At 70.6% G+C, this 16,174-nt stretch carries 13 protein-coding genes; 5 read left to right on the forward strand and 8 right to left on the reverse strand.

Features of this window, described 5'->3' with window-relative positions; translation table 11 throughout:
- Nucleotides 1-99 precede the first annotated feature (99 nt).
- Nucleotides 100-2,139 carry a potassium transporter Kup gene (locus ABD240_RS09970; RefSeq protein WP_344337045.1) on the forward strand — a complete coding sequence of 680 codons (2,040 nt, stop codon included), beginning with the start codon at nt 100-102 and terminating at the stop codon, nt 2,137-2,139.
- A gap of 158 nt (nt 2,140-2,297) precedes the next feature.
- Here the strand turns inward: ABD240_RS09970 and ABD240_RS09975 are convergent, their stop codons facing one another.
- Nucleotides 2,298-3,578 (reverse strand): Rv2578c family radical SAM protein, encoded by a 1,281-nt coding sequence (locus ABD240_RS09975; RefSeq protein ID WP_344337046.1) that lies wholly within the window; start codon nt 3,576-3,578, stop codon nt 2,298-2,300.
- Nucleotides 3,579-3,805: 227 nt separating this feature from the next.
- Here ABD240_RS09975 and ABD240_RS09980 point away from each other — a divergent pair, with 227 nt between their 5' ends.
- Nucleotides 3,806-4,222, forward strand: coding sequence for a hypothetical protein (locus ABD240_RS09980; RefSeq protein WP_291798653.1), 417 nt, complete (start codon nt 3,806-3,808; stop codon nt 4,220-4,222).
- A gap of 136 nt (nt 4,223-4,358) precedes the next feature.
- Here ABD240_RS09980 and ABD240_RS09985 read toward each other — a convergent pair whose 3' ends face one another.
- The 3 genes from ABD240_RS09985 to ABD240_RS09995 all read right to left on the reverse strand — a co-directional run bounded on the left by ABD240_RS09985 (nt 4,359) and on the right by ABD240_RS09995 (nt 8,415).
- Nucleotides 4,359-6,608: a TRAP transporter permease gene (locus tag ABD240_RS09985; RefSeq protein WP_344337047.1), complete on the reverse strand. Its 2,250-nt coding sequence runs from the start codon at nt 6,606-6,608 to the stop codon at nt 4,359-4,361.
- 118 nt (nt 6,609-6,726) lie between these two features.
- Entirely contained in the window at nt 6,727-7,383 is a 657-nt protein-coding gene (locus ABD240_RS09990) for a DUF1850 domain-containing protein (RefSeq protein ID WP_291798658.1), read from the reverse strand.
- A gap of 3 nt (nt 7,384-7,386) precedes the next feature.
- Nucleotides 7,387-8,415, reverse strand: coding sequence for a TAXI family TRAP transporter solute-binding subunit (locus tag ABD240_RS09995; RefSeq protein ID WP_291798661.1), 1,029 nt, complete (start codon nt 8,413-8,415; stop codon nt 7,387-7,389).
- A 243-nt stretch (nt 8,416-8,658) separates the two neighbouring features.
- Between ABD240_RS09995 and ABD240_RS10000 the strand changes: the two genes are divergently transcribed.
- The 3 genes from ABD240_RS10000 (at nt 8,659) to ABD240_RS10010 (ending at nt 10,380) form a co-directional block, all read left to right on the forward strand.
- A complete protein-coding gene (locus tag ABD240_RS10000) occupies nt 8,659-9,627 on the forward strand; it encodes a TAXI family TRAP transporter solute-binding subunit (protein ID WP_344337048.1) in 969 nt (322 codons plus the stop codon).
- A gap of 88 nt (nt 9,628-9,715) precedes the next feature.
- Nucleotides 9,716-9,967, forward strand: coding sequence for a type II toxin-antitoxin system Phd/YefM family antitoxin (locus tag ABD240_RS10005; protein WP_291792977.1), 252 nt, complete (start codon nt 9,716-9,718; stop codon nt 9,965-9,967).
- On the forward strand, nt 9,964-10,380 hold the full coding sequence (locus ABD240_RS10010; RefSeq protein WP_291792974.1) for a type II toxin-antitoxin system VapC family toxin: 417 nt from the start codon (nt 9,964-9,966) through the stop codon (nt 10,378-10,380). The genes ABD240_RS10005 and ABD240_RS10010 overlap by 4 nt, the downstream gene beginning before the upstream one ends.
- A gap of 86 nt (nt 10,381-10,466) precedes the next feature.
- On the opposite strand, the gene ABD240_RS10015 is transcribed toward ABD240_RS10010, so the two are convergent.
- The 4 genes from ABD240_RS10015 to ABD240_RS10030 form a co-directional block, all read right to left on the reverse strand.
- Complete coding sequence (locus tag ABD240_RS10015; protein WP_344337049.1) at nt 10,467-12,002, reverse strand: sensor histidine kinase; 1,536 nt, start codon at nt 12,000-12,002, stop codon at nt 10,467-10,469.
- The gene (locus ABD240_RS10020) at nt 11,987-12,664 is read right to left on the reverse strand and encodes a response regulator transcription factor (protein ID WP_291792968.1); all 678 of its coding nucleotides are present in this window, start codon (nt 12,662-12,664) and stop codon (nt 11,987-11,989) included. The genes ABD240_RS10015 and ABD240_RS10020 overlap by 16 nt, the downstream gene beginning before the upstream one ends.
- A 141-nt stretch (nt 12,665-12,805) precedes the next feature.
- Entirely contained in the window at nt 12,806-14,389 is a 1,584-nt protein-coding gene (locus tag ABD240_RS10025) for an AbgT family transporter (RefSeq protein WP_344337050.1), read from the reverse strand.
- 88 nt (nt 14,390-14,477) lie between these two features.
- The gene (locus tag ABD240_RS10030) at nt 14,478-15,854 is read right to left on the reverse strand and encodes a M20 family metallopeptidase (protein ID WP_291792962.1); all 1,377 of its coding nucleotides are present in this window, start codon (nt 15,852-15,854) and stop codon (nt 14,478-14,480) included.
- Nucleotides 15,855-16,174 lie beyond the last annotated feature (320 nt).

Consider the following 16,174-nt stretch of genomic DNA (forward strand, 5'->3'; position numbering starts at 1 on the left):
GGAGTTAGCGCTTCTGATCCTCGGGGACCTCGACCCCTACCCGCCGAACCTCACCCGGCGCGCCCCCCACCGGATGTCCGAAGAGCCACACTGTGAGTCATGTCCCCTACACGGCGCACCCCACGCACGGGCACTCGGCACAAGGCACACGATTCCGAAGGCACAGCCGCCGCTGCACCCGGGACGGCGCCCGACGACAGGACCGCACGCGGCCGCGGCGGGTCCGCCGCCGTGATCGGCAGCCTCGGTGTGGTGTTCGGGGACATCGGCACGAGTCCGCTCTACGCCATGCGCACAGCCTTCAGCATGGACCACAACGCCGTGGCGCCCACGCCTGCGAACGTCTACGGCATCATCTCCCTGGTGCTCTGGACGCTCACGCTCATCGTCACGGTCAAGTACGTGCTGCTCGTGACGCGGGCGGACAACGACGGACAGGGCGGCATCCTCGCACTGGTGGCCCTCCTGCGACGGCGGATCACCGGCCGCAGGGGCGTCCTCGTCGTCACCGCGCTGGGCATGCTCGGGGCAGCGCTGTTCTACGGAGACTCCGTCATCACCCCCGCGATCTCCGTGCTCAGCGCCGCGGAAGGCCTCACCACTCTCTCACCGGGCCTCCAGCCCCTCGTGGTGCCGGTCTCCGCAGGCATCCTCGCGCTGCTCTTCGCGGTGCAGCCGTTCGGCACGGGAAAGGTGGGACGTGCATTCGGGCCCGTCATGCTGGGCTGGTTCCTCGTCATGGCCGCGCTCGGAGTGCCGCATGTGCTCGCCCATCCGGAGATCCTCATGAGCCTGTCCCCGCACTGGGCGGTCGAGCTGATGCTCCGCCAGCCCTTCGCCGCCTTCGTCCTCCTGGGCGCCGTGGTGCTCACGGTCACCGGGGCCGAGGCCCTCTACGCGGACCTGGGGCACTTCGGTGCCCGGGCAGTGCGGACGGCCTGGCTGGCCGTGGCCCTTCCCGCCCTCGCCCTCGTCTACCTCGGCCAGGGCGCGAGCGTCCTCACGGCCCCGGCCTCGGCGAGCGATCCCTTCTTCCGCCTCGCGCCCTCTGCTCTCCAGGCGCCGCTGCTGGTGCTTGCGATGGCGGCGACGGTCATCGCCTCCCAGGCGGTGATCTCCGGGGCCTTCTCCGTCACCCGCCAGGCGATCCGGCTGGGTCTGCTGCCGCGGCTCACGGTGCGCCACGCCTCGGCCCGGGAGGAGGGCCAGATCTACCTGCCCACCGTGAACTGGGCGCTCTTCGCCGGTGTGATGTCCCTGGTGCTCGTCTTCTCCTCCTCCGAGAGGCTGGCGGGGGCCTACGGGCTCGCGGTGACCGGGACGCTGCTGCTGGAGTCTGCGATCTTCCTGGTCTTCGCCCGCGCGGTCTGGGGCTGGGGGCCGTGGCGGATCGCAGCCTACGTCTGCGCGGTGGGTCTGCTGGAGTGCCTGCTCTTCGCGGCGAACACCGTGAAGCTGCTGGTGGGCGGCTGGCTGCCTCTGCTGGTCGCCGGCATCGTGCTCGTGCTGATGGTCACCTGGCGGCAGGGCTACGGCCGGGTGGCTGCGGAGCGCCGGCGCATCGAGGGGCCGCTGCTCCCGTTCGTGCAGGCCCTCGCCGAGGAGCCGATCGCCCGGCCTCCCGGCACTGCCGTGTTCCCGCACCCGGACGCGCGGACCGCACCCTTGGCGATGGTCCAGTGCGTCCGGAGCCTTCGCGCGCTCCCCGGGAATGTGGTGCTGGTGCGCCTGGTCGATGCGAACGTGCCGCATGTGCCGGCCGAGCAGCGCATCCGGGTGGAGGACCTGGGCCGTGCGGCCGGCGGCGGGGCTGCAGGCAGTGCGCACCGCAGCGTCACTCCGTCCCGGTGCGGGATCGTGCGGGTGACAGTGTCCGTGGGTTTCACGGACTCGCCTGACATCCCCCGCAGCCTCGCGCTCGCCGCACGGCAGCTGGAGGAGGCTGGCATCGCGCTCGACCTCGACGAGGTGCGCTACTTCCTCTCCGTGCTCGCGCTGCAGCCGCGTCGCACTCACCGGCTGCGCGAGTGGCGGCAGAAGCTGTTCCTCGCGCTGGAGAAGAACCAGGCGGATCGCACCGAGGCCTTCCGTCTGCCGCCGGACCGCACTATCGTGCTGGGCTCTGAGCTGGAGGTCTGAGCAGGGCGAGATCCGACCGCTCGTTCAGCGACCTCACGTTTCGCAGTGTTTGACGGTGTGCGCGCGGCTGCACGCATCCACACCGTCAAACACTGCGAAACGAAGGCACGAGCGCGGGTGCAGCCGGCAAGGCGGATCAGACACTGTGCGGAGCGGGCTCAGAACAGTGTGGGCACCAGCGGTTCCAGCGCGGGAATGCCGCCGAGGCCTGGGGTGCTGCCCGACGTGCGGCCGAGAGCGCTCCCCGTGGTGTCGCCCGGTCCGCCTCCCGAGGCCCCATGGGCTGAGCCGCCGGCCTCCTCGCCGGCCCCGATCTTGCGGCCGTAGCCGCCGCGCCTGCCTCCCGGCGCTCCCGGCGCCCCCGGCGCGGCGGTCTTCTCCCGCTGTGCGCGCAGCCGGGCGAAGCGGCGGGCCTCCGGGGTGTCCTCGTCGGCGGAGGCGCTGAGCCCGTGCTTCCTCAGCAGCGGGCGCATGCGCTCGTCCAGCCATTCCCGGTACCGGGCAGAGGCATAGGAGGAACCTGCGTACATGCGCTGATACCGGGACGAGAGCTCAGGGTGCTCCCGGTCGATCCATGCGAGGAACCACTCCCTGGCCCCCGGCCGCAGGTGCAGAGCACCGTAGACCACGCGCGCGGCCCCGGCCTCCCTGATGGAGCGCAGCGCCTCGTCCAGCTGCGCACGGGAGTCCGTGAGCTTGGGCATGACGGGCATGAGGAACACCGTCACGCGGAAGCCCAGATCCGCTGCCGCGCGCACCGTCGCCAGACGCGCGGCGGTGCGGGGTGTGCCCGGCTCCACGGCCTGCTGCAGCTTGTCGTCGAAGACCGCGATCGACATCGCGAGATCCACCTCCACCTGCTCCGCGGCCTGGGCCAGCAGCGGCAGATCCCGCCGCAGCAGGGTCCCCTTGGTGAGGACGGAGAAAGGGGTGCCGCTCTCCGCCAGCGCGGTGATGATCCCGGGCATGAGCCGGTAGTGGCCCTCAGCGCGCTGATAGGGGTCCGTGTTGGTGCCCAGCGCGACATGCTCCCGTGACCACCGCGGGCGCGCGAGTTCTGCGGCCAGGACCTCCGCCGCATTCACCTTCACCACCACCTGCCTGTCGAAGTCCCTGCCGGCATCCATGTCCAGATAGGTGTGGGTGCTGCGTGCGAAGCAGTACACGCAGGCGTGCGAGCAGCCGCGGTAGGGGTTCACGGTCCAGCGGAAGGGCATCGAACTGGCCGGCGGCACCTTGTTGAGCGCGGACTTGGCGAGGACCTCATGGAAGGTCATCCCGGCGAACTCCGGCGTGCGCACGCTCCGCAGCAGTCCGCGGAGGCTGAAGAGCCCAGGGGCGGCTTCCGCGGGAGCTGAAGCGGGGGAGGGCTCCGCGGCATCCGCACCCGAGGCCGGCTCAGGTGTGCGGGAGGTGGCGGCTTCCGTGGTCCAGCGCATGACAGCAGTCGAACACACGTTCTAAATCATGTCAATGCAGTACCCCCCCCGGGGCGGTGGGCGGGAGGCTGCGGTGCCTCCGGTCTCGGCCCATGGGTGTGAGGTGGCCGTCATCCTTCGCAATCAAGCCCCTCCGGCGGGGGCGGCTCCGATAGTGTGGCTCCGCTCCCGTGCGTGCCGGTGCTCAGGTCCGGCGCGCACATCCCGGCAGACGAAAGGCCTCATCCATGTCGCGATCCCTCACCACTGCGATCCTGCGAGGCGCAAGCGGCGCCACCATCTTCAACGCCGGCGTGGAGAAGCTGGGTCTGAGCGAATCGAGCGCCGGCTACCTGCAGTCGATGGCGGCGAAGGGGTTCCCCGTCCTGGCGGAGCTCGACGCACAGCAGTTCGGCAAGCTGCTCGCCGCTGCGGAGATGGCGGTGGGTGCCGCTCTGCTCGCGCCGTTCATCCCCACGCGCCTGGCCGGACTGGCATTGGGCGGATTCAGCGCGGGGATGCTCACCATGTACTTCCGCACGGAGGAGTTCACCAAGGGCGACGGCATCCGGCCCCAGGGAGAAGGCGTCTCCGTCTCGCACAACGTCTGGCTCGCCGCGATCGCTGCGGCACTCGTCATCAGGGGCGGCTCGCGCAGGAAGTGAGCCGCGCATGCACGCAGCCGCGCAGGCGGTGCGAAGGCCCGTCCGCACCGGGTGCCTCCCGGTGCGGACGGGCCTTCGCCGTGTTCGCCGGCGATGAGCGCTCGGCGGCGTGAGCGCATGCGGACGACGGTGCCGATCAGCTGCCCCGCTCGTCCTCCCGGCCTGCGGTGGCGGAGTGCGTCCCCGGCTCGGGCTGGGGGCTCGCGGCGGCCCCGGGCTGGGAGCCCGTCCCCGGCTCGGGCTTGGGGCTCGCGGCGGCCTCGGCGGCGGCCCTGCGCGCCTCCTCCGGCTCTGCTCCCTCCCGCTCCTCCATGGGAGTCACGACCACGGGGCTGATCCGCTGGGCGAGGACCTGCCAGACCACGAATGCGAGGATGACGAGCGTGCCCACCCACAGGAAGACGTCCGAGGCCACGGTCACGCCGAACAGGCTCTCCGCCCAGCCGGTCCACTCCGGGGCCACGAGGGCGAGCAGGGCTGCGACGGCCAGCACGATGCGCTGCCACACGCCGGCCGGCCGCAGGAGATAGCCCTCGATCGCGACTGCCGCGCCCACCAGTGCCACACAGCCGGTCACCGTCGCCACGGTCACCTCCCACGGCGTCCCCGTGAGCAGGAGTGCCGAGTACGCGAACATCAGCGGGATGAAGTACAGGCCCTTGGCGAAGATCCATGCGTGGAAGGCCGAGCGCATGGGCGAGGAGTTCGCGATGCCCGCGGCGACGAAGGCCGCGAGCGCCACCGGCGGGGTCACGTTCGAGTCCTGGCTGAACCAGTAGACGATGAGGTGCGTGACGATGACCGCGAGACCCAGCTCCTGCAGGGCGGGGCCCGCGAGGATGATGAGCACCACGTACGAGGCCGTCACCGGCAGACCCACGCCCAGGATCAGCGAGGCCAGCGCCACCATGATGAGCGTGAGCAGCAGGCTGCCGGCGAATGCGCTCACCAGCACGTCCGAGATCACCAGGCCCAGGCCGGTGAGGCCCACGACCCCCACGATGATGCCCGCGATGGCACAGGCCGCACTCACCGGCAGGGTGTTGCGCGCGGCGATGACGAAGACCTCGCCGATGTCGCGCAGGCTCAGCCGGCTCATCGACCGCAGCATCGCCACGACGAACAGCGCCGCAGTGGCGTAGAGGCCCGCCCGGCCCGGCGGCACGTACTGCAGGAGGAGCACGATGAGGAGCACGAGCGGGGCGAGGAAGTGCCAGCCGCCCTTCATGACCTCCTTGAAGACCGGCAGCTGGTCCTTGGGGATGCTGGACATGCCGCGCTTGCGCGCCTTGATGTCGACGAACAGGTAGACGGTCCCGAAGTACATGAGGGCCGGGATGATCGAGACGAGGACGATCTCCGCGTACGGGATGCCGGTGCGCTCAGCGATGAGGAAGGCGCCCGCGCCCATGATGGGCGGCAGGATCTGCCCGCCCGTCGAGGCCGCCGCCTCCACGCCGGCCGCCTCCTCCTTATTGTAGCCCACCTTCTTCATCATGGGGATGGTGAAGGGGCCGGTGGTCGCGACATTGCCCAGGGCGGTGCCGGAGATCGAGCCCATCATGGCCGAGCCCACCACGGCCCCCTTCGCCGGCCCTCCGGGGGAGCGCCCCGTGAGCACGAAGGCGAGGCCGATGAAGAAGTTGCCGCCCCCGGTCTTCTGCAGAAGGGCGCCGAAGAGGACGAAGATGAAGACGAAGGTGACGACCACGCCCAGGGTCATGCCGAGGATGCCGTCATTGCCCAGGTAGACGTAGGCGGAGAGCCGCTCGATGGTGGCCCCCCGGTGGTTGAACGCCCCGGGGAACCAGGGGCCCGCCCAGGCGTAGAACATGAAGGCGAGCACCAGCACGGACATGAACCAGCCCACTGTGCGGCGGGTGGCCTCGAGCAGGAGCACGATGAGCACGATGCCCAGCACCCAGTCGGTCGTCTCGTAGGCGCCGGCGCGCCGGGCCAGTTCCGCGGCGTTGACGATGGGATACACTGTCGCGGCCACGGCGGCGAGGACGAGGAGTGCGTCGAGTGCCAGCAGGGGGACGGAACGGCCCCATGCGGACTTCGCGGCGGGGACCGTGAGGAAGATGAGCGTGAGCACCAGGAGCAGGTGCACGAGGCGCTGCTGCCGTGCATCCATGTCGAAGGTGATGCCGATGTAGAGCTGGAACCCGCCGAGCGCGAGGGCGAGTGCGAGGATGATCCATCCCATCGCCCGCTGCAGTCCGCCGGTGCCCACGCGCTGCTCCGCCAGGCGCTGCCACAGCGGCTGAGTCGAGTCCTCCTGGTCCTCGTCCTCGGCGCTCACCTGCGCGTTCTCGCGGAACGCGTCCGGGAGCAGCTCGGCACCGTGGTCCTGGGAGGCATCCTTGAGGCCGGGCCGGCTCATGCCTGCCTCCCCGCCAGGACGGGCTGCCCGACCGCCGTCAGCTTCCGGTATCTCTTCTGCTCCTCGGACATATTCTGCTCCTCAGCTTCTTCGCCCAGCTTCTTCGCGCTGCGGCTTCTCAGCTCAGCGCGCACTCGGCATCGGCGGCCTTCAGCAGCCTGAGCGCCGAGACGCGCTGTGCGGTGATCGTGATGCGCTCTCCCGGCATGCAGGCCGAGAGCGCGAGTTCCGTGGTGTCGATCCGGAGGCGGTGGTCGACCTCGGGGGCTCCCGCGCGCAGGTGCATCTCCGCGCCTATGTCCCTGCCCATGTCGTCGATGACCCACCACCGGCCCTCCTGGCGACCGTGGCCGTGGCCCTCGATCTGGCCCATTCCCGCCCCGAACTGCCTGAGCCGCGTCCTCTCGACGACGAGCCGGCCCTCGTCCACCTGCAGGTCCTCTTCGATGGGCAGCCCGTCGATCGAATGGACGTAGGAGATCGAGAAGCGGTCGTGCCCGACGACGGCCAGGGTGCGCTCGCCGCCGGAGACGGTGACAGCCGGCCAGACGGGGGCGAAGGCGGCTGCCGCGGCTCCCGCGGCGAGCACCGCGAGCCCCACGGAGACGGCGGCTCGTGAGGTGCGCCTGGGACCCGAGGCGCACCTCGGCTCCGCGCTGTGCGCCGGCACCGCACCGCTCGCCGGACTCGTGCCGCCTGCGGGACCCGCACTGCCCGCGAGACCCTCCCCACCGGCCGGCTCCGCACCGCCCGCCGTGCCCCCGTGCGAGGTCACCGCTCAGCCGGCGAGGTCTGCCGGCACCTCGATGCCGGCCTCCTCGAAGTACCGCATAGATCCGGCGTGGAACGGCACGGGGGAGTGCTCCATGTTCTCCGGGGTGATGTAGTCCTCGAGCGGTGCGTAGACCTCGGACAGCTGGTCCAGGTTGTCGAAGACGGCCTGCGTGAGCTCGTAGGCCTGGTCCTCGTTGAATCCCTCCGGGACCACGAGCACGTTCCACGTGGCGATGGTCTGCACGTCCTCGTCCACGCCGGTGTAGGTGCCCCCGGGGATCGTGTGCTCCGTGTAGCCGCCCGCGCCGTCGAGGATCTGTGTGATCTCGTCATCGCACATGGGGACCAGGGACACATCGTCCGTCGCGGCGAGCTCGTTGATGCCGCTGTGGCCCTCGCCCACCACCCAGGAGCCTGCGTCGAGGCCGCCGCTGGTGAGTGCGTTCGAGGTCTCCGCGTAGCCCAGCTGGCTGCGGTCGATGTCCGAGGTCACATCCAGGCCCAGGGACTCGAAGACCTGATTGGTCGTGGTCTCGTTGCCGCTGCCCACATCGCCCACCGAGTAGCGGTGCCCTTCGAGGTCCGCGAAGCACTCCAGGCCGAGCCGGTCCTGGATCGAGCTCAGAGTGACCGTGTGGTAGACGTTCGGGTAGAGCACTGCGAGGGCGCGGGTGGTGATCGGCTCCTCGTCGTCGAAGTCGCCGGTGGCGTTGTACGCCTGGTCGACCGAGTCGCCCTGGGCGATCGCGATGTCCGCGGAGCCGGAGTCGATGAGCCGGAGGTTCTCCACAGAGGCGCCCGTCGCCTCGACGGAGGCGGAGGTGCCCTCGAGGTTGTCTGCGATGACGCCGCTGAGCGCCCCGCCGATCGGGTAGTAGACGCCCGAGGTGCCCCCGGTGGCGATCGACATGCTCGAGATGCGGTCCATCTCCTCACCGTCGCCGCCCGCATCGGCCGGCTGACAGCCGCTGACCACCAACCCGACTGCGGCAGTGAGTGCGAGTGCGGCGGTTGCGCGGGGGTGTGCCTTCATGGGGAGCTCCTCGTCGAGTCGTGGCCGAACCGAGGTCGCAGTGCATGCGACCATCTCCCCGCAAACTATGATGTCACTCACAGCGATGTGAACGTCAGCGCCCATTCTTGAGGAAGACTTGAGACTCGGGGGAAGCCGCGGCGGCGGGGCTCGCGGCCGAGCTCATGGCCTCGGGGCCCGCAGGCGAGGCGGCCGACGGGATTCACTGCGGAAGGGCAGACGGGTGGAGCGAAGGGGGAGCGGATGCGGATGCGGATCGGGCGCCCGGCGGCCCTGCTCTGCCTCGCGCTGGTCCTCGCCCTGAGCAGCTGCACGGAGGCGCGGCGCGCGGCTCCGGCGGTCATCGCCACGGGGCCGCAGGGCGGCGTCTATCACGCGCTGGGGACGGCGTTCGAGGAGGTCAGCGCCGACTGGCGGGTTCCGCTCACCGCTCTGGCCTCGGGCGCCTCGGTCGCGAACCTCGAGCAGGTGGGCGCCGGGGAGGCGGATCTGGGGTTCGCGCTCGCAGACATCGCCGCGCTGGCCGTCGCCGGGGACCCACCCTTCGACTCGCCGCAGCCCATCAGCGCCCTCGCCAAGCTCTACGACAACCACACCCACCTGATCGTGCAGGACGGCTCCGAAGTCCGGCAGCTCGCCGACCTGGGCGGTGCGCTCGTGGCGCTGGGGCCGGAGGGCTCCGGCACGGAGCTCATGTCCGGCCGTCTCCTCGAGACCGCAGGTCTGATGGGCCCCGAGGCCGGTCCCGCCCGGGTGGAGACGGTGACGATGGACCTGCTGGAGTCCACGCAGGCTCTGGCCGAGGGTGAGATCGACGCGCTCTTCTGGTCCAGTGGGATTCCCGCCGAGGCCGTGACGGTGCTGGCGGAGACCACTGCGGTGAGGCTCATCGACCTCTCGGAGTGGGTCGGTCCGCTCACGGAGCGGTATGGCGGTCACTATGCCGAGGTTCCGGTGCCGGTGGATGCCTATCCGGGAGTGCCCGGTGTGCGCACGGTGGGCGTGGCGAGCCTGCTGGTCGCCCACTCGGGCCTGGCGCGGGGCACGGTGGACGCGCTCACCGAGGACCTGTTCGCCTCACGCGAGGCGCTCGTGGTGCACCATCCCTCGATCCGGCAGCTCAGTGAGCGGGCGGCCATCGGCACGCTGCCGGTGCCGCTGCATCCGGGTGCCGCGGACTACTTCAAGCGCGTGAAGACCGCCCAGCACTGAGGTCCTCCCGGCGGCGGGTGGGTGGGCTGCCATGCGGGGCAGTCCGTGGGCATCGCTTGCGTGCTACGTGTGGTGCTACGCTTGATCTATGGCCACCATCACGCATCGCGAACTCCGCAACAACTCAGCCGACGTGCTGCGTCGCGTCGCTGCCGGGGAGGCGATGGAGGTGACGAACCACGGAGTCGTCGTCGCACACCTCTCCCCTCCGGCGGCGCCCGTGCTGCCCTTCCCGGTATCGCGCCTCGCCCGGAGGAAGGGCGGCTGGTCGGCCCTTCCGAAGGTCGCGCTCAGGCACTCCGTGACTGAGATCATCGACGACGAGCGGAGGGAACGATGATGACGGGTGCCGCTGCCGCATCGACGATGACCTCGGTGGTCTATCTCGACACCTCGGCGGCGGTGAAGCTGCTCAGCGACGAGCGGGAGTCGGATCGCCTGCGCAGCTACCTGGACGAAGGGCCGACCCTCGTCTCCAGTGATCTCCTCGAAACCGAGCTGCGCCGGATCGGAATACGCCACGACATCGACCAAGTGCTGATCACCGCCGTTCTCGACGGTGTGACGCTCACCCCCTTGAGGAGGGACCAGTTCCGCGAAGCGGGTCTGTACCCGCAGATCGGACTGCGCAGTCTCGATGCACTGCACCTCGCCGGTGCGCTCGACATCGAAGCTTCGGCGATCCTGACCTACGACATCAGGCTTGCCGAAGCCGCCCGCGCGCACGGGCTTGAGGTCGTCGCGCCTGGGTGACCCTCTCTCCGCTCAATGCGCCGAAGGCGGCGAGAGCTTGGTGCAGAACCGTGGAACCGGACAGTCGCGCGGTCGAGGCGCTACTGCTATCGGGCCCCACTCAGCGTCACCACGGCCCTGCTGCCGTGCGGCTGAACGGGCTGGAGCTCGAGGCGCCCGCCGTCGAGCTCCAGCAGGGTCACGACGACGGAGAGCCCGAGGCCGGAGCCGCCCGGCCCATCGCTGTCACCGGAGCCGGACTCAGACGCGCGCCCGCCGCCGGTGCTGGACCAGGACTCGGCCTCCGAACCGACCTCGGCCTCGGCACCCATCGCGTCATCGGCCTCGTCCCCCGCCGTGGGGACGAGGGCGCGGCGCTCCGGCTCGCTGCGCCAGAACGGCACGAGTGCGGCATGCAGCAGATGCTCCGGCAGACCGGGCCCGTCGTCCTCCACGCTGATGTGCACACCGTCCTCCCCGCGGCGTTCGGCCGAGACCCGGACCCGCACGCCCCTGCCGCCGAACTTCAGCGCATTGTCGATGAGCACGTCGAGGGTCTGATCCAGAGTGTGCTCCACGCAGCGGACCACCAGGGCGGGCGGGACGTCGACCTCCAGGGAAGCGCCGAGCTCCTGCGCGATGGGTGCCCACGCCCGCGCACGGGCATGGGCGATCCGGGAGACGTCTGCGGTGATGCGCTCCGGTTCCACCTCGGCGGAGCGGGCCAGTGTCAGCAGGCTCTCGCAGGTGCGTGTGAGGCGGTCGAGCTCCTCCAGCGCCACCATGTGCGCCTCGCTCTGTTCCGGCGGGAGGGACAGCCCCAGTGATTCGACCCGCAGGCGCACCACGGCGAGCGGATTGCGGATCTGGTGCCCGGCGTAGGCGACGAACTGGCGCTGCCGCTCGAGCATCTGCGCGATGGTGGCGTTCATGCGGTTGAACGCGCGGGCGAGGCCGCGCAGCTCGCCCGGCCCGTGCCCTTCCGAGACCCGTGTCTCCAGATGTCCGCGGCTCACGGCCTCTGCGGCCTCGGCGAGCTGGGTCACGGGACGCAGCACCCAGCGGCTCAGAGGCCGGGCGGCCCATGCTCCTGCGAGGAGGACGAGCGCCACACCGGCCGCGGCCACTGCCCACTGCACGGCGACTCCGTGGCGGAGCGCTGCGGTGGGCGAGGCCGTGACGACGGCGCCGATCGTCTCGCCGCTGTCATTCACGGGCTCGGCCACGAGGAGGTCGTCGCCCGACCACGGCCAGATGCGTTCGTCCAGGTCCTGCCGCACTCCGGCCAACGCCAGCATGACGGGTTCCGCCGGTCCGGGGCCGGTGATCCCCGCCGCCTCCTGCAGGTCCCTCAGGGAGGTGCCTGCGCTGCTCCCGGCGACGAGCTCCCCATCGGCGTCGACGAGCACGGCGGCGATCCCGTAGAGGTCCTCGTAGGCCTCGAGCTCTGCCGTGAGCGTCTCCGCCTCCCCCGTGAGGACCGCGGTGCCGGCCAGAGAGGAGAAGCGGGCGGCGTCCGCCGTCCTGTCGAGGAGCATGTTGGTGGACGCCCGGTCCAGCACTGCCAGCGCGAACGGCACCGCGAGTCCGATCGTCGCAGCGATCAGGAGGCCCAGGTAAATCGCGATCAGTCTTTCGTGCACGGCCGCTCCCGCAGGCGGTAGCCCACGCCGCGCACCGTCTCGATCCGCTCGCTCCCGCCCAGTTTGGCGCGCAGGGCACTGAGGTGCACCTCGAGCGAGCGGGCGGTGGAGGGCCAGACGGTGCCCCAGACCTCGAGGATGAGCTCATCGCGGGGCACGGTGCGGCCGGTGCCGCGCACCAGGGCGGCGAGCAGGGAGAACTCCTTGGCGGTGAGTTCGACGGGTGTGCCGTTGAGCGCGGCCTGCCCGTTGCGGAGGTCGACGACGATGTCGCCGGCGGAGATCTCGGCCTCCTGCCGGTGGACCGATCTGCGCGCCACCGCCTCGATGCGTGCGGTGAGCTCGGCGATCGAGACGGGCTTGACGATGTAGTCGTCGGCCCCCGCACGCAGCCCTGAGACCCGCTGGGCGGTCTGGCCGCGTGCGCTGAGGATGAGGATGCCGGCCCCGGCCATGTCGAAGCGCGCCCGCAGCCGGGCCAGGACCTCGGCACCGTCCATGTCCGGCAGGCCCAGGTCGAGCAGCACGATGTCCGCCGTGGCGGCCGTGAGTGCGACGGCGCCGGTCGCGACGTGCTCGACCTCGAAGCCGCCGGCGGAGAGCACCTGGGTCAGCGCGGATGCCAGCCGCACGTCGTCCTCGACGATCAGCACACGAACCATGTCGAGAGTCTATGTGCCCCGCCGCGGCCGGCCCCAGACGACGTTTCGCACCTTCTGACGGTGTGCGCATGCGTGCACATGCGCACACCGTCAGAAGGTGCGAAACGAAGGTGGTACCGAGGCCGCAGCCCGCCGCGAGGCTCAGTCGGCCAGGTAGAAGTCCTGTCCCGGGCCCAGCGGCAGGTCCGCGAAGAAGAACACGGCCAGGATGACGGTCCACACCAGCCAGAACGGGATGACGAACGGCAGCATGCGGGCGATGAGCGAGCCGAGGCCCGCCTGCGGTTCGTACTTCCGCAGCATGCCCAGCAGCACCACCATGTAGGGGTTCATGGGAGTGATGACCTGGGTGGCCGAATCGCCCACGCGGAACGCCGCCTGGGTGGCGGCGGGCTCGTATCCCAGCAGCGCGAACATGGGCACGAACACCGCGGCCATGATCGTCCACATGCCGGAGCCGGAGATGATGAACAGGTTGAGGAAGCTGGCCAGGATGATGAAGCCCACCAGCGCGGCGAAGCCCGTCAGGCCGATGCTCTGCAGGCCGTTCGCACCCGTGACGGCGATCCAGGAGCCGATCCCGGACCAGTTGAACAGGGCGATGAACTGGCCCAGGATGAACGCCAGCACGATGAACGGCAGCATCTCCTTGAGCGCGTCGCTCATCATCCCCACGGCGTCACGGGTGGAGCGGATGGTGCCCACCACCGCGCCGTAGGCGATCCCGACGACCACGAAGTAGATGAAGACGAGGAAGACGATCGAGCTCAGCAGCGGGGAGGCGGGCAGGAAGCCGCCCTCCTCGTTGCGCCACGGCGAGGTGGGGATGAGCGTCGCCCAGAGGACCAGCGCGGTGAGCACCACGGCGCTGAGGACGGCGATGAGCAGGCCCTTGTTCTCCGCGGGGGTGAGCTTGGCGCGCATCTGCTCGGCGTCCGTGCCGGTGTCGCCCTCGACGGCGACCTCGTCGATCGGGATGCCCTGGCGGAACATCCGGGGCTCGATCACCTTGTCGATGATGAAGCCGGCGACGAAGCCCAGCACCAGGGATGAGGCGATGTTGAACCACCAGTTGGAGACGGGGTTGACGAGCGTGGCGTCGATGCCCGGCAGCGACTCCATGACGGAATTGGTGATGCCGGCGAAGAGCGCGTCCAGGCTGGTGGGGAAGATGTTCGTCGAGTAGCCGGCACCGGCGGCCGCGAAGCCGCCCAGCAGGCCCGCGACGGGGTGGCGGCCCGCCGCCTTGAACACCAGTGCGGCCAGCGGCGGGATCACCACGAAGGCGGAGTCGGCCATGATCGAGGCGACGACGCCCACGAAGCCCACCACGTACGGCAGCAGCCACTTGGGGGAGGAGCCGAACAGCTTGCGCACGGCGGCTGCGAGCATGCCGGAGTGCTGCGCGATGCCGATCGCCAGGAGGATGGGCATGACGGTGAGCAGCGGCGGGAAGCCGATGTAGTTCTCGCCGAGGCTGGTGGTGAGCCAGGTGAGGCCCTCCGCCGTGAACAGGCCCTTGATGACGGTGGGCTCGTCGCTGCCGGGCACCTCCACGACCACGTTCGCCCAGGCCATCGCGGTGGACACGATGCCGGTGATGAGGAAGAGGAGGAGGAACAGCATGAACGGCTCGGGCAGCTTGTTGCCCACGCGCTCGACGCCGTTGAGCAGCTTGTCCATGCGGGTGATCCGGACCTTGGGGTCCAGGGTCGGTTTGTCCATGGGGTCTCCGTTGGGTTGTGAGGGAGATGCCGCTCGGGTGCGGGCGGCGTGGGGATCTCCGCTGAGGATGAGCGAGGTGAGGGGCAGGTCAGTCGAAGTAGGTCTCGACGTCGATGGCGCCTCCGGCGGCCTCGAATTCGTCCGCGACTGCGCGGGCGAGCTCCGGGTCGTGGGCCACGTCCAGGAGCGTGGCGGCGAGCCCGTAGGCGCCGTCCGCCGCCGCCGATTTCGCAAGCTCGGAGGTCGCGGCCTCGGCGAACTCGCGGGTGTGAAGGGCGACCTCGGCGTCACTGATCCTGATGAGCGGGTGCATGCCCGGCAGCCGGAAGCTCACATTGCCGAAGTCCGTGGAGGCCGCGAGCGTCTCCGAGACCACTCCGCGGGGCAGCGGGTCGCGGCCGCGGCGCCGCTGGGCCTCCACCCAGCGGCCGGTCAGCGCCTCGTTGGTGCGCACGGACAGGGAGGGCGGGTGGTTGTCCCAGCTGATGGTCACACCGCAGTCCGTCATGAGCGCCGCGCCCTGCGCGATGCGGTGGACGCGTGACGACAGATCGCGCAGAGTGGCGGGCTCCGGGGAGCGCACGTACATCTCCACGCGTGCGTAGTCCGGGATGACGCTGGCGCGGTCGCCGCCGGAGGTGAGGACGGCGTGGATCCGGTCCGAGGGCGGCACCTGCTGGCGGAGCAGCCCCACGCCCTGATACATGAGCGAGGCCGCGTCCAGGGCGTTGCGTCCCATGAAGGGCTGCGCCGAGGCGTGGGCCGTGTGGCCGTGGAACTCCACCGTGAGGGTGCGGCGGCCCAGCCACAGCTGATCGGCGAGGTCGTAGCCGTAGCCGTGGGCCATGACGGCGGCGTCGAGGCCGTCGAACGCTCCGGCCCGCGCCATGACCTCCTTGCCGCTGTGGCCCTCCTCCGCCGGCGTGCCCAGGTAGACGATGCGCGCGGGCACGGCGGCCGGGTCCTCCTCGGCCAGCTTGGCCAGGCCCAGGAAGCCGCCGAGGCCCATCACGGCGATGACGTTGTGGCCGCAGCCGTGGCCCACCACGGGCAGGGCGTCGTACTCGGAGAGCACCGCGAGGGTGGGGGCGTCCGCCCCGGCGCTCTCCGGCGCGGGGAGCTCCGCGCGGATGGCGGTCTCGACGCCGTGCACGCCCTTCTGCGCGGTGATCCCGTGCCGGGCGAGCAGGTCCACGATCGCCTGGCTGGAGCGGTGCTCCTCGAAGGCGACCTCCGGGTGCGCGGCGAGGTCCAGCATGAGGTCGACCATCTCCGCGCGCACGCTCTCGATGTGCGCCTCGAGGCGGGTGTGCAGGTCCTCGCTCGCGCCCGCGAACGCGGAGCCGGGGTGGCGCTCGGTCTTCAGCGCGGCGGCGGTCGCGGCGTCGAGCTGGTCGGCGAAGTGTGTGGACGGTGCGACGGCGCGCGAGAGGTCGCGCACGGACGCGGATGAAGTTTCAGACATGGCGGTCACCTTATACATGGGGGTGTTTCAGGAGCGTTACGCGCGCGGCAGGGCTCGTCTCCTGCCGCGACGGGGACGGCTGAGCGCTGGGGGCCCGCGCACGTGCTCGGCCACCCAAGGATATGCGGGCGGTGGGCCCTTTTCACGGGTTCTGGTCGCTGCGCGGCCAGGGCACACCCCGGGGACGGGGGCTCCCGCCCACGTGTATGCGGGCGGCTGAGCACGCACGCGGGGTGTGCCCTCGCGGCGGCACCGGCGTCGCCTCCTGCCGTTGACACCACTGACCCGGCGTGCTTCACTTCACATTGACACAGATGTCA

This window comes from Brevibacterium salitolerans (assembly GCF_039531405.1).
Lineage (GTDB): Bacteria > Actinomycetota > Actinomycetes > Actinomycetales > Brevibacteriaceae > Brevibacterium > Brevibacterium salitolerans.

What these genes read in the sequence shown, in the direction of transcription:
- ABD240_RS09970 (WP_344337045.1), top strand. Translation starts at nt 100, where the DNA reads ATGTCCCCTACACGGCGCACCCCACGCACGGGCACTCGGCACAAGGCA.
- ABD240_RS09975 (WP_344337046.1), bottom strand. Translation starts at nt 3,578, where the DNA reads ATGCGCTGGACCACGGAAGCCGCCACCTCCCGCACACCTGAGCCGGCC.
- ABD240_RS09980 (WP_291798653.1), top strand. Translation starts at nt 3,806, where the DNA reads ATGTCGCGATCCCTCACCACTGCGATCCTGCGAGGCGCAAGCGGCGCC.
- ABD240_RS09985 (WP_344337047.1), bottom strand. Translation starts at nt 6,608, where the DNA reads ATGAGCCGGCCCGGCCTCAAGGATGCCTCCCAGGACCACGGTGCCGAG.
- ABD240_RS09995 (WP_291798661.1), bottom strand. Translation starts at nt 8,415, where the DNA reads ATGAAGGCACACCCCCGCGCAACCGCCGCACTCGCACTCACTGCCGCA.
- ABD240_RS10000 (WP_344337048.1), top strand. Translation starts at nt 8,659, where the DNA reads ATGCGGATGCGGATCGGGCGCCCGGCGGCCCTGCTCTGCCTCGCGCTG.
- ABD240_RS10005 (WP_291792977.1), top strand. Translation starts at nt 9,716, where the DNA reads ATGGCCACCATCACGCATCGCGAACTCCGCAACAACTCAGCCGACGTG.
- ABD240_RS10010 (WP_291792974.1), top strand. Translation starts at nt 9,964, where the DNA reads ATGATGACGGGTGCCGCTGCCGCATCGACGATGACCTCGGTGGTCTAT.
- ABD240_RS10020 (WP_291792968.1), bottom strand. Translation starts at nt 12,664, where the DNA reads ATGGTTCGTGTGCTGATCGTCGAGGACGACGTGCGGCTGGCATCCGCG.
- ABD240_RS10025 (WP_344337050.1), bottom strand. Translation starts at nt 14,389, where the DNA reads ATGGACAAACCGACCCTGGACCCCAAGGTCCGGATCACCCGCATGGAC.
- ABD240_RS10030 (WP_291792962.1), bottom strand. Translation starts at nt 15,854, where the DNA reads ATGTCTGAAACTTCATCCGCGTCCGTGCGCGACCTCTCGCGCGCCGTC.